The 12713-nt window shown below is 69.7% G+C and carries 13 protein-coding genes; all 13 read right to left on the bottom strand.

The genetic code is table 11. From position 1 onward, the window contains the following. Nucleotides 1–90: 90 nt before the first annotated feature. On the bottom strand, nucleotides 91–525 hold the full coding sequence (gene nusB, locus F3T56_RS23125) for a transcription antitermination factor NusB (RefSeq protein ID WP_149827285.1): 435 nt from the start codon (nucleotides 523–525) through the stop codon (nucleotides 91–93). A gap of 2 nt (nucleotides 526–527) precedes the next feature. Continuing rightward, nucleotides 528–1094, bottom strand: coding sequence for an elongation factor P (efp, locus tag F3T56_RS23120; RefSeq protein WP_018549008.1), 567 nt, complete (start codon nucleotides 1092–1094; stop codon nucleotides 528–530). A gap of 59 nt (nucleotides 1095–1153) precedes the next feature. Further along, a complete protein-coding gene (locus F3T56_RS23115) occupies nucleotides 1154–2260 on the bottom strand; it encodes an aminopeptidase P family protein (RefSeq protein ID WP_149827284.1) in 1107 nt (368 codons plus the stop codon). Between the two features lie 184 nt (nucleotides 2261–2444). Then, a complete protein-coding gene (locus F3T56_RS23110; protein ID WP_149827283.1) occupies nucleotides 2445–3371 on the bottom strand; it encodes a Pro-rich N-terminal domain-containing protein in 927 nt (308 codons plus the stop codon). Nucleotides 3372–3549: 178 nt separating this feature from the next. Beyond that, on the bottom strand, nucleotides 3550–4641 hold the full coding sequence (gene aroB / locus F3T56_RS23105; protein ID WP_149827282.1) for a 3-dehydroquinate synthase: 1092 nt from the start codon (nucleotides 4639–4641) through the stop codon (nucleotides 3550–3552). Then, the gene (locus F3T56_RS23100) at nucleotides 4638–5120 is read right to left on the bottom strand and encodes a shikimate kinase (RefSeq protein ID WP_149827293.1); all 483 of its coding nucleotides are present in this window, start codon (nucleotides 5118–5120) and stop codon (nucleotides 4638–4640) included. The genes aroB and F3T56_RS23100 overlap by 4 nt, the downstream gene beginning before the upstream one ends. A 32-nt stretch (nucleotides 5121–5152) precedes the next feature. Continuing rightward, on the bottom strand, nucleotides 5153–6337 hold the full coding sequence (aroC, locus tag F3T56_RS23095) for a chorismate synthase (RefSeq protein ID WP_149827281.1): 1185 nt from the start codon (nucleotides 6335–6337) through the stop codon (nucleotides 5153–5155). A 189-nt stretch (nucleotides 6338–6526) separates the two neighbouring features. Then, nucleotides 6527–6985: a (2Fe-2S)-binding protein gene (locus tag F3T56_RS23090; protein ID WP_149827280.1), complete on the bottom strand. Its 459-nt coding sequence runs from the start codon at nucleotides 6983–6985 to the stop codon at nucleotides 6527–6529. A 27-nt stretch (nucleotides 6986–7012) separates the two neighbouring features. Next, a complete protein-coding gene (locus F3T56_RS49775) occupies nucleotides 7013–8431 on the bottom strand; it encodes a xanthine dehydrogenase family protein molybdopterin-binding subunit (protein ID WP_342786975.1) in 1419 nt (472 codons plus the stop codon). Nucleotides 8432–8434: 3 nt separating this feature from the next. Beyond that, a complete protein-coding gene (locus F3T56_RS49770; RefSeq protein WP_342786974.1) occupies nucleotides 8435–9220 on the bottom strand; it encodes a molybdopterin cofactor-binding domain-containing protein in 786 nt (261 codons plus the stop codon). Between the two features lie 278 nt (nucleotides 9221–9498). Continuing rightward, on the bottom strand, nucleotides 9499–10338 hold the full coding sequence (locus tag F3T56_RS23080) for a shikimate dehydrogenase (RefSeq protein ID WP_149827279.1): 840 nt from the start codon (nucleotides 10336–10338) through the stop codon (nucleotides 9499–9501). Then, complete coding sequence (gene mltG / locus F3T56_RS23075) at nucleotides 10339–12123, bottom strand: endolytic transglycosylase MltG (RefSeq protein WP_149827278.1); 1785 nt, start codon at nucleotides 12121–12123, stop codon at nucleotides 10339–10341. It lies immediately after the preceding gene. Between the two features lie 124 nt (nucleotides 12124–12247). After that, a complete protein-coding gene (gene ruvX / locus F3T56_RS23070) occupies nucleotides 12248–12712 on the bottom strand; it encodes a Holliday junction resolvase RuvX (RefSeq protein WP_172639083.1) in 465 nt (154 codons plus the stop codon). Nucleotide 12713: the final 1 nt, after the last annotated feature.

Below are 12713 nucleotides of genomic sequence, written 5' to 3'. Positions count from 1 at the left end.
CGGTGGGCCCGCAGCGTTGGAGCTGCGGGCCCACCGACGTTTTTCGCTTGTAAGGGGCCCTGGGCTCTGTCGGGGCCCCTTCTGCGCTTCCTACTGCGCTTCCCGGCGCAGCGAAGGCTTCAGGTCCTTGAGCCGCCCCAGAAGCCCATTCACGAACGACGGCGAGTCATCCGTCGAGAACTCCTTCGCGAGCTGCACCATCTCGTCCAGCACAACCGCGTCGGGCGTCTCATCGACCCAGATCAGCTCGTACGCGCCGAGCCGCAGGATGTTGCGGTCCACGACCGGCATCCGGTCCAGGGTCCAGCCCACCGAGTACTGCGCGATCAGCTCATCGATCCGCTTGGTGTGTTCCGAGTAACCCTCGACCAGCTGCATCGTGTACTCGCTGACCGGCGGCTGCCGCGTGTCGCTCCGGGCATGCCGGATCCAGTCCGCGAGCACGGTCAGGACGTCGACCCCGCGCTGGTCGCCCTCGAAGAGGATCTGGAAGGCGCGCTTGCGGGCCGTGTTACGGGCAGCCACGGTTAGCTGTTCACCCGGCCGAGGTAGTCGCTCGTGCGGGTGTCGACCTTGATCTTCTCGCCGGTGGTGATGAAGAGCGGGACCTGGATCTGATGGCCGGTCTCCAGGGTGGCGGGCTTGGTGCCACCGGTGGAGCGGTCGCCCTGGACGCCCGGCTCGGTCTCCTGGACGACGAGCTCGACGGCGGCCGGCAGCTCGACGAAGAGCACCTCGCCCTCGTGCTGCGCGACGGTGGCGGTGAAGCCCTCGATCAGGAAGTTGGCGGCGTCGCCGACGGCCTTGCGGTCGACCATGAGCTGGTCGTAGGTCTCCATGTCCATGAAGACGAAGTACTCGCCGTCCATGTAGGAGAACTGCATGTCGCGCTTGTCGACGGTGGCCGTCTCGACCTTGACGCCGGCGTTGAAGGTCTTGTCGACGACCTTCCCGGAGAGCACGTTCTTGAGCTTGGTGCGCACGAAGGCCGGGCCCTTGCCGGGCTTGACGTGCTGGAACTCGACGACGGACCACAGCTGGCCGCCATCGAGCTTGAGCACCATGCCGTTCTTGAGGTCGTTCGTGGAAGCCACGGTTGCGGAATCTCCTGGACTGACGTGGACGACCCCGGCGCACGCGCACAGCTCGAAGGCTAGAGCGCGAGCAGCTCCTTGGTCGTGATGGTGAGTAGCTCGGGTCCGCCGTCCGCCTCGGGGCGTACGACGAGCGTGTCATCGATCCGGACGCCGCCCCGGCCCGGGAGGTGGACCCCCGGTTCGACGGTGACCGGCACGCAAGCGTCCAGTTTACCCATGGCCGCGGGGGCCAACTGCGGGTCCTCGTCGATTTCGAGTCCGACACCGTGCCCCATCAGCGGCGGAAGGCCCTCACCGTACCCCGCGGAGTCCAGCACCTGGCGGGCCGCGCGGTCGACGGCGCGGTACGTGGCGCCGGGTGCCAGGGCCTCCCGTCCGGTGCGCTGGGCTGCGAAGACGAGGTCGTACAGCTCGATCTGCCAGTCGGCGGGCGAGGTCCCGATGACGAACGTACGGCCGATCTCGCAGCGGTAGCCGCGGTAGGTCGCGCCGAGGCATACGGAGAGGAAGTCGCCCTCCTCGACCCTCCGATCGGTGGGGAGGTGGCCGGGGCGGCCGGAGTTCGGGCCGGTGGCGACGGAGGTGGGGAAGGCCGGGCCGTCGGCGCCGTGGTCGACGAGGCGGCGCTCCAGTTCGAGGGCGAGGTGGCGCTCGGTGCGGCCGACGAGGATCGATTCGAGCAGCTCGCCCAGGGCCTGGTCGGCGATCTCCGCGCCGATCCGCAGACAGGAGATCTCCTCCTTGTCCTTGACGACGCGCAGCTGCTCGACCGCGCCGCCGAGGTCGGCGAGGCGCAGTCGGGGCGCGACCGAGCGGATCGCGCGGTGCCGGGCCACGGTGAGGTGGTGTTCCTCGACGGCGAGGGTTTCGGCGCCGTGGGCCGTGACGAGGTCGGCGGCGGCGACCGCCGGGTCGCCGCCGGGGCCCGGCAGCACCTGTACGCGTACCGCCTCGTCGAGGCGGCCCTGGGCGGCTTCGCCGCTCAGCTGGGCACCGCAGACGAGTACGTCCTCGCCCCGGCCCAGCAGCAGAACGGCGTCGCGGGGTGCGGCGCCCGTGAGGTACCGCACATTGGCCGGACGCGTCACGAGCGCCGTCGCGCTGCCGCTCGCATGACAGCGCTCCCTCAGCCGCTCCCGGCGGGCGGCGTAGACCTCTGACATGAGCCGAGCCTATGAGCTCCGCAGGGTGGGCGCCGGTTCAGTGGGCCGAGTGGGGGGCACCGTGCGAGGTACGGGGGTGCGGCGATGGGTTGTGTGCCGTGTGCGCGCCGGTGGGGGCTTGTCGCGCAGTTCCCCGCGCCCCTTTGGAGTTGGCTCAGTCGCCGGTGTTTATCGGTTCAGCTTTCTACCACTTGGGCGGGCTCGCTATCGACCTTGCCAGGACCTCGTCCAGGACCCGTGCGGTGGCCGGTACGTCCAGCTGCGAGTTGTCGATGATGGGGAGGCCGGAGCCGTACCAACCTGCCATGCGGCCGTGGATGCGGGCGACCTCTTCGTCGGTGAGGCGGCGGTTGCCCGTGCGCTCGGCGTTTCGTTCGAGGACGATCTCGAGGCCCGGGAGGAGGACCACGGGCAGCAGCCCGGGGCCGACGTGGCGTTTCCAGCCGCCGAGGCCGACGACGGGGCGGTCGGGGAAGACGGCGTCGTCGAGGATGCACGAGATGCCGTTGGCTAGGAAGTTCCGTGCCGCGAAGCCGCAGGTGCGGCGGGCGAGACGATACTGCGCCTCGGAGTTGTCGTTCCAGCCGGACTGAGGGTCCGCGAAACCGGAGCGCACCCACTCGCGTACGTCGTCCAGGCTGATGTGCGCGGTGGGCACCCGGCGGTGATCCGCCCAGTACTTGGCGACGCTCGTCTTGCCCGCTCCGGCGGGCCCGATGAGCAGGACCGCGAGCGTGGTGGTCGTGACGTCCGGCGCGCCCACGGCGGGCGACGGGCTCGGCATGGTGACGGGGCCGCCCGGCGGCAGCTGGATGTGCCCGGTCGTGTCCCTCGGCATGCCGGCGTGCTGCGGGGACGAGGGGTGCGGATGCCCGGGGGCGCCGGCGAAACCCGGGGTGGGCTGGGGCACCGGGCCGGGCGGAGGCGCCGAACCGGGAGGCGCGGTCGGCGTCGGCGGAGCCACGGGCGGGTTCGCCGGCGCGGGGCCCGGGTGGGCGCCCGGGGGCAGGGGGGCCGGGTGTCCTTGGTTCGCGGTCGGCGACCACGGGGTCGCCGGGTCCTGCCCCGGCCGATGGGGCGGCGGCAGCGGAGCTCCCACTGCGTGCTGCATCCGGTGCCACTCCATCTCGTACAGTCACATCGACACTGGCGGGGCGGGGCCTTTCGACCCCGCCCTTACCGAACGGTACCGTCCCCGCTCGTCGCTTGGTGAACGGCCGGGGGCGGCCCGAAGTGCCCAAGTGGCCATGAACACAAGGCGAATCGGGCAAGCCGCACCTGAGCGGGCGTTACTGGCCCACTTCGCCGTAAGCCGCGAGGAGTACGGCGGGGTCGGGGCCCTCCAGGACGGTGGGCTTGGCCAAGCCGTCGAGGACGATGAAGCGCAGCAGGTCACCCCGGGACTTCTTGTCGACCTTCATGGTCTCCAGCAGCTTGGGCCACTGGTCGTAGCGGTAGTACAACGGCAGCCCCACCGACTCCAGCACCGTGCGGTGCCGGTCGGCCGTCGCGTCGTCCAACCGGCCTGCCAGACGGCCCAGTTCGGCCGCGAAGTGCATGCCCACCGACACCGCCGCGCCGTGACGCCACTTGTAGCGCTCGTTCTTCTCGATCGCGTGGGCGAGCGTGTGGCCGTAGTTGAGGATCTCCCGCCGCCCGGACTCCTTCAGGTCCCCCGAGACCACCTCGGCCTTGACCCGGATCGACCGCTCGATCAACTCGGCCGTGTGCGGCCCGGCGGGCGTACGGGCGGCCTGCGGGTCCGCCTCGATCAGGTCCAGGATCACCGGATCGGCGATGAAACCGGCCTTGATGATCTCTGCCAGGCCGGAGACATAGTCGTTGACCGACAGCGACTCCAGCGCCGCCAGGTCGCACAGCACGCCGGCCGGCGGGTGGAAGGAGCCCACCAGGTTCTTGCCCTCAGCGGTGTTGATGCCGGTCTTGCCGCCCACCGCCGCGTCGACCATGGCCAGCACGGTCGTCGGGATCGCGATCCAGCGCACCCCGCGCAGCCACGTGGCCGCCACGAACCCCGCGAGGTCCGTGGTGGCACCGCCACCGACGCCGACGATGACATCGCTGCGGGTGAACCCGGACTGGCCGAGCGCCTTCCAGCAGTACGCGGCGACCTCGGCGGTCTTCGCCTCCTCCGCGTTCGGCACCTGGATGGCGACGGCCTCGTAGCCTTGCTCGGCCAGATCGGCGCGGAGCGCCTCTCCGGTGCCGTCCAGCGCCTCGGGATGGATCACCGCCACCCGCTTGGCCCGGCTGCCGACCAACCCGCCCAGCTCGCCGAGGAGTTGACGCCCCACCAGGACCTCGTACGGCTCGGTGCCCGCCGAACCGCCGACCTGGATACGGGTCACTGTCTCGCTCATGCTTCCTTCAACTCCAGTGCGTCCAGGGCCGCTTGGGCGACTTCTTCGGGCGTACGACCGTCGGTGGGCACGACGGCCGTGGCGACCTCCTCGTACAGGTGGCGCCTGGCCTCCATCAGCTCCCGCCACTGCTTGCGGGGGTTGACGGCCAGCAGCGGGCGGGCGGTGTTCAGGCCGGTGCGCTTGACCGCTTCCTCGACGTCCATCGAGAGGTAGACGACACGCTGCCCGGCGAGCAGGCCGCGGGTGTCCGGGTCGAGGATCGCGCCGCCGCCGAGGGCGAGGACGCCGTCGTGGCCGGCCAGCGCGGTGTGCACGGCCCGCTTCTCGATCGCGCGGAAGGCGGCCTCGCCCTCGTCGACGAAGATCTCGGCGATGGCCCGGCCCTGCTCCACCACGATGTCGTCGTCGGTGTCCCGGTAGCCGACCCCGAGCCGCTCGGCGAGCATCCGACCCACGGTGGACTTGCCGACACCCATGGGGCCGACCAGAACGACGACAGGCACAGGCCTCACCGGATCGCGAGGTTGTCGAGGTACGACTGGACGTTGCGGCGGGTCTCGGTGACGCTGTCGCCGCCGAACTTCTCCGCCACGGCGTCTGCGAGCACCAGCGCGACCATGGCCTCGGCGACGATGCCGGCCGCCGGGACCGCGGAGACGTCGGAGCGCTGGTGGTGCGCCTGCGCGGCCTCGCCCGTGGTCACGTCGACGGTCCGCAGCGCGCGCGGCACGGTCGCGATCGGCTTCATCGCCGCACGGACGCGCAGCAGTTCGCCCGTGGACAGCCCGCCTTCGGTACCACCGGAGCGACCCGAGGTGCGCCGGATGCCCTCGTCGGTCTTCACGATCTCGTCGTGCGCCTTCGACCCCGGCACCCGCGCCAGCTCGAAGCCGTCACCGATCTCGACGCCCTTGATCGCCTGGATGCCCATCAGCGCCCCGGCGAGGCGGGCGTCCAGCTTGCGGTCCCAGTGCACGTGCGAGCCGAGGCCGACCGGGACGCCGTACGCCAGGATCTCAACGACTCCGCCGAGCGTGTCGCCGTCCTTGTGGGCCTGGTCGATCTCCGCGACCATCGCCTTCGAGGCGTCCGCGTCCAGACAGCGCACCGGGTCCGCGTCCAGCTTCTCCACATCGGCGGGCGTCGGGTACACGCCCTGCGGGACCTTCGCGGACGCCAGTTCGACGACGTGCGAGACGATCTCGATCCCGGCCGTCTCCTTCAGGTACGACCTGGCGACGGCACCGAGGGCGACACGGGCCGCGGTCTCACGGGCGGAGGCGCGCTCCAGGACGGGCCGGGCCTCGTCGAAGCCGTACTTCTGCATCCCGGCCAGGTCGGCGTGGCCGGGGCGGGGACGCGTCAGCGGGGCGTTGCGGGCCAGCCCGGCCAGGATCTCCGGGTCGACCGGGTCGGCGGACATGACCTGTTCCCACTTCGGCCACTCGGTGTTGCCGACCATGATCGCGACCGGGGAGCCCATGGTCAGGCCGTGCCGGACACCGCCGATGAAGGTGACCTCGTCACGCTCGAACTTCATCCGCGCACCGCGGCCATAGCCGAGCCGGCGCCGGGCCAGGTGGTCCGCCACCATCTCCGTGGTGATCGGCACGCCGGCGGGAAGGCCCTCCAGCGTCGCGACAAGTGCGGGACCGTGGGACTCCCCCGCGGTCAGCCAGCGCAAACTGCTCAACGGTGCTCCTCAGTGCTCGCGCCCTGGTACTGCGTCCTGCCTTGGTGTACGCGCGTCCTCGCGTACGGCGACGGCTGCCGGGTGCGCGGCCCCGGCCCGCCACCTCCGATCCTCCCACGTCCGGGCCTGTCGGCCGGTCGCAGGTCCATCAGACGGACGGGGCGGCCCTCCTCGGTCACGCCATCCGCGTCAGCCCATCCGCGCCGCCGCGCTCTTGATCGCCTCGCGGATGCGGAAGTAGGTGCCGCAGCGGCAGACGTTCGCTATCTCGTCGATATCGGCGTCGGTGGGGTTCTTGGTGCGCTTGAGGAGGGCGACGGCGGCCATGATCTGGCCGGGTTGGCAGTAGCCGCACTGGGCGACGTCCTGCTCCAGCCAGGCCTCCTGGACGGGGTGCAGTTCATCGCCGTCGGCGAGCCCCTCGATGGTGGTGACCTCACGGCCCGCGGCCTCGGCGACCGGCACCACGCAGGGCCGGACCGCCTCGCCGTCGAGGTGGCTGGTGCAGGCCTTGCAGACGTCGATGCCGCAGCCGTACTTGGGGCCGCGGATGCCGAGCAGATCGCGCAGCGCCCAGAGCAGGGGCAGGTCGTCGGGGGCGTCGACGGTGACGGACTCGCCGTTGACGGTGAAGGTGTGGGAGGGCATGGATGTGCTCCTGGAGCCTGGCGTGAATCAGCGAGGGAAGGGCGTGAAGTCCACGTCGAAGTTGATCGGGAAGCTGCGCGGCTTGGTTCCGGTGGCCCGCGCGTAGGCGTTGGCGACGGCGCCGACGGCCGCGGGGACGCCGAGTTCGCCCGCGCCGCCGGGTTCGTCGGCGCCCTCGATGACGTAGATCTGCACGTCCTTCGGGGAGTCCTTCTGACGGGCGTAGTGGAACTGCGAGTAGCTGCCCTCCAGCGGGAGCCCCTCGTCGATGTGCAGTCCGGCGCGCAGGGTGGTGGAGATGGCGTCCGTGAGCCCGCCGAGCATTTGGGCCTCAAGGCCGCGCGGGTTGATCACCCGGCCCACGTCGGCCGCGATGACCGCCTTCGTCACCCGGGGCTCCTTCGGATCGGTCGCGTCGATCTCGACCAGGCAGGCCGTGCAGGCCTTGTACTCGTCGTGGAAGCCGACGCCCTGGGCCCAGCCGGCGGGCAGCTCCCTCCCCCAGTCGCCCTCCTCCGCGACCTTGGCGAGAACGGCCCGCTGCCGAGCCGTCTTGAGGAACTCCCGCCGGAAGGCGACAGGGTCCTTGCCGAGCTTCGCCGCCAGTTCGTCGACGATGATCTCCTCGGCCCCGCGTGTGTTGGCCGAGTACACCGAGCGCCACGACCCGGTGTGCATCTTGAGCGGCACCTCGGTGAGCGTCTGCGTGGTGAGACCGAAGTTGTACGGGGACTTCACGGTGGTCAGGAACAGAGTCTGCGCGAAGGTCGCATTGCCGATACCGCTGGGGATACTGGCCGCCGCGGCGGTGAGCGCGTCGCCGAGCCCGTGCCGGAAGTCGGTCTCCACGGCGGCCACCTGGTGCTGGAAGGTGAGCACCTGTCCGGCCGCGTAGGTGGCACGGACCCGGTGGTGCGTGGCGGGCCGCATCCGTCCGTGCCGCGTGTCGTCGATCCGGGACCACATCAGCCGGATGGGCCGCCCGCTCTTCTTGGACACGGCGGCGGCCTCCAGCGCCGCGTCGTAGAACAGCCGGCGTCCGAAGGACCCGCCCGACTGCACGACGTGCACCTTCACCTTGGACACCGGCAGCCCGACGGCCTTGGCTATGGCGGCCTGCGCGATGATCGGCGACTTGAGCCCCAACCAGACCTCGGCGCCGTCGCTCCGCACATCGGCGACAGCGGAATTGGTCTCCAGCGGCGCATGGCTCGCGAACGCGAAGTCGAACTCGCCCTCCACCTTCTTGACCAGCAGCCCGAGCACGTCGAGCGACGGTGTCGCCGCCTTCAGCCTCGCCTTGATGCCGTCGTCCGACAGCGCGTCGACGGTCCCGGGACCCCAGGTGACGTCGAGCGCTTCCTTGCCGTCCAGCGCCTGCCCGAACGTTTCGGCGACGACGGCGACACCCGTGCCGATGGTGACCACGTCCAGCACACCCGGCATGGCTCACACGGCGGCCTCGTTGTTCACCGCCTTCACGGTGCCGTTGATCGTCGGCGGCCGCCGCACCATGCACGGCTTGGCACCGGGCACGTCGAGGTCGAGGGTGTAGGCCTGCTCGCCGGTGACCAGGGCGCGGGCGTCGATGCGCGAGGTGGGGGTGCCGACGAGCGTGTGGTCCGCCGCCTTCTTGGGCGTGACGGCCAGTGATCCCAGGTCGAGGGAGGCCGCGGCCGCCGACAGCGAGCCGTAGGAGGCGGTACGGCCGTCGGTCGCCACCACGACACCTTGACGCACAGTCAAGTCGTCGGCCTCAAGCCCCCATTGCTTCGCCGCGGCCCCGACCATCCGCGCCCGCGCCGCCGCGGCGGTGTGACGCACCGGGTCGTACAGGGAGCGGACGGAGTTGGAGCTGCCGGTGAGCTGGTTGAACAGCAACTCAGGCCGGGCGTCGTCCAGTTGAACCCGGACCCGGTCGAGCGGCGTGTCCAACTCCTCCGCCACGAGCATCGCCACCGCCGTGGTCAGCCCCTGGCCGACCTCCTCCCGAGGCAGCCGGAAGTGGACGATGCCTTCCTCGTCGACCTTCAGCACCAGCATGTTCGCGGTGGGCGCCCCCGCCAGGATCAGCAGGTCACCGAGGTCGACCAGATCCGCCGGTGCGGGCGGCGTGGGAATCGCCGCGTCGGCGCTGCCGGGAGCGTAGGCGTCCAGACCGATCTTGGTCGCGACCGCGAGGGTCGGCGCGGCCACCAGATAGGTGAGAAACCTGCGCCGGGAGTGACGTGCCATGGGAACTCCGTTCGACGATCCGCCTACGCCGCCGAGCCGTCCCGTGATGATCGCCCCTGGTTACCGCTTGGTACAGCGCCTTCACGAGATCGCCACATCGAACAGAGCTGTCGGCGTCGACGTGTCGTAGCTGCGGGCAGTCGTGCCGCTGGGGCGATGGGGGCACCTCCCGCTCGAGCGGAGCCGAGAGTGGGGGAGGGCGGGCGCAGCGGCACCCGGCAAGCGCCGGTGAGCGAAACCCACCCCCGCCCAGCAGCAACCGCCGGGCGCCCAAGCAACTAGCCCCGCCCGGCCAACGCCCGCTCCCCCGCCCGCCGCATCGCCCCCACAGGCGCCGGCTTGCACCCGGTCATCTGCTCGACCTGCAACACCGCCTGGTGCACCAGCAGATCGAGCCCGCTCACCACGGCCCCGCCATACGCGGACCAGCGCGCCGCCAACTCGGTCGGCCACGGGTCGTACAGCACATCGAACAGGGTCGCCGGCCGCTCCGGTACGACGGAAGACAGCGCGTCCGTGGCCCCGGACGGCGTCGTGGCGATGACAAGCGGCGCGCTCAGCCCTCGCTCCGCCTCCGCCCAGTCCTCCGTACGCACCTCGACACCCAGCCGCTCGCCCCACTGCCGCATCTCGGCCGCCCGGCTCTCACTCCGCACGTACGCCACGACCTCACCGGTGCAGATCCGGGCGAGCGCGGCCAGCGCGGACGACGCGGTGGCCCCGGCGCCGAGGATCGCGGCGGAATCCACCTGCTCGACACCCCGCTCCCACAGCGCGGCGACCATCCCGGGGATGTCGGTGTTGTCGCCGACCCGCCGCCCGTCCTCGGTGAACACCAGCGTGTTGACCGCCTCGACCGAGGCCGCCGTCTCACTGATCTCGTCCAGCAGCGGAATGACGGCCCGTTTGAGCGGCATCGTCAGCGACAGCCCCGCCCACTCCGGCCCGAGCTTCTCGACGAACCCCGGCAACGCCTCCTCATCGACCTCGAACCGGTCGTACGACCAGTCGACGAGCCCCAACTCCTCGTACGCTGCCCGATGGAGCACAGGAGAGAGCGAGTGGGCGATCGGGGAACCGAGTACGGCGGCCCGGTTCTTGCTGGTGGTGCGGCTCATTTATCCGTTCTGCGCTTCCTGGTACTTCTTACGGTTCTCGTTGTGCTCTGCGTTGGTCACGGCGAAGAGCGTCTCGTCCTCGCTGATCGACACGAAGTAGTACCAGTCTCCCTTGGCCGGCTTGAGGGTCGCCTCGATCGCGTCCTGGCCCGGATTGCCGATCGGTCCGGGCGGCAGGCCCTTGATCTTGTACGTGTTGTACGGGTCGTCGATCTGCCGCAGTGAATCGACCGAACCCGTGGCGAGCTTGGATTCACCGCGCAGATAGTTCACCGTCGAGTCGAAGTCGAGAAGGCCGTATGTCTCGGTGTTGTCTGGATCGAGCCTGTTGTAGACGACCCTGGCGACCTTTTCGAAGTCCTTCTTGTATTTTCCCTCGGCCTGCACGAGGCTCGCCACGGTGAGCAACTGGAGAGGATTCTCGAGGTCCAGGTCCTCGGCCTTGTCCTCCAGGTCCAATTCCTCGTACTTCGCCTTGGCGACGGCGACCATCTCCTTCAGGACATCCTTGGGCTTCATACCCTTGGCGACCGGATAGGTGGACGGGTAGAGGAATCCTTCCAACGGATCCTTGATGTCGTCGTCCTCGTTCGCCCAGTCAGGAAGGCCCAGGGTCGGCAATTCCTTCTCGGCAACGCCCTCGGTCGTGCCCTTCTTGAGCCCGAGCTCCTTGTCGATCTTTGCGTAGATGTCTTTGTTCCGCGTGCCTTCGGCAATGGTGAAGTTGTTCTGACTCTTCGGATCGAGCATCAAGGCGAGAGCGCTTTCAGCGGACATCTCTTTCTTGAGCAGATAGACGCCCGCTTGAACCAGCTTGTCGGGCTGTTGCGCCTGCGCAGCCGTAAAGGCATCAACGCTCTTGACGACCCCTGCCGCTTTCAGCTTCTGACCGATCACGGAACCGACGTCACCCTTTGAAATGGTGACCGTAACGGTCTCCTTCGTACCATCCCCCACATAATCAGGGGCCTCGGCGAAACGGCTTTGATAAAACTGGTAGCCGAAATATGTGGCACCACCGATACCGCCACCGAAAACGAGCACGACCACCAGACAGGCCGCACCGTTACGGCGCTTCCTGCCGTCCTTGCCCGCCTTGCCCGGCTTGCCGCCCCGCCCCTTCCGGTCGCCGCGACCGCCGCGTTCCCCCGCCTCGTCGTCATCGTCGTCATCGGCTCCGCCCGCGAAGAACGCGATCTCGCCCTGATCCGGACCGGGATCCCAGTCGGTCCGCTCGGCGGCCTGCTGGGGCTCGGGGGCCGGCTCTGGATCCGGCTCGGGCTCGGCGCGACGGCGCGAGGGCGGCTCCGGTGGTGGATACGCGTCGGGCGTGCCGTAGAAGTCGGGCTGCCCACCGCCGTACGCCATGGCCTGCTGCTGCCCGTAGGGGTCGGCCGGGTCGGCCCCGTAATGGCCCTGGGCGATGTGCTGGTGCGTCCCGTCGCTCCAGCCGCCGTTGCCATGGCCGTACTGCTGCTGGTCATGACCGGCGTACTGCTGGTGCTGCTGGTGCTGGCCGGGGTACTGCTGCTGCCCGGGGTCGCCGTACTCCTGCTGGTACTGCTGATGCTGCGCGTAGACATCCTGGTGACCGGTACCCCAGCCACCGTTGCCCTGGTCGTACGACTGCTGCTGTTGCTGCTGCTCCGGGTACTGCTGCGGCTGGCCGCCGTAGGGGGACTGCTGGCCCGCCTGGGCCTGCTGTCCGTCCCATCCGCCGTCCCCGTACAACGGGTCGTCCGGATGCCACGGTTCGGAGCCTGGGCCCCGGCCATACTCAGTCATCGATCCCCTAGAGCCGCGAGGCGGCGGTCACGCGGGGCTTGTGGCTCGGCTTTCGTCCCCGCCTCTATTTGTGCGGAGGCTGTTCGAAGGCCACCGCATCGCGCGGAACGTTACCGTATCGCGATCAGTTGGCCACTTCGACGCCTTCGCCGGGAGCTTTACCTGACACCCGTTCGGATTCCAGCGCCTGTTGCAGGATGATCACGGCTGCTGCCTGGTCGATGACCGACCTGCCTTTTTTCGATTTGACCCCCGAGGCGCGGAGACCTTGACCGGCGGTCACTGTGGTCATCCTCTCGTCGATGAGTCTCACCGGAACAGGCGCGATCATGCGGGCCAGCTCCTGGGCGAAACCGCGGACCTTGACCGCGGCCGGGCCCTCGCCCCCCTTGAGGGAGCGAGGGAGTCCGACCACGACCTCGATCGGTTCGTACTCCTCGACGAGTTGCTTCAACCGACGTTGAGCTGCCGGAACATCGCGTCCGGGGACCGTCTCGACCGGGGTGGCGAGGATCCCGTCGGGGTCGCACGAGGCGACTCCGATACGGGCGTCCCCGACATCGATCGCGAGCCGACGGCCGCGGCGCATG

Origin of the sequence: Streptomyces tailanensis (assembly GCF_008386495.1) — a bacterium.
GTDB lineage: Bacteria > Actinomycetota > Actinomycetes > Streptomycetales > Streptomycetaceae > Streptomyces > Streptomyces tailanensis.
Note: the sequence above shows the minus strand (reverse complement) of the source record. Positions and strands in the feature narration are given on the sequence as shown.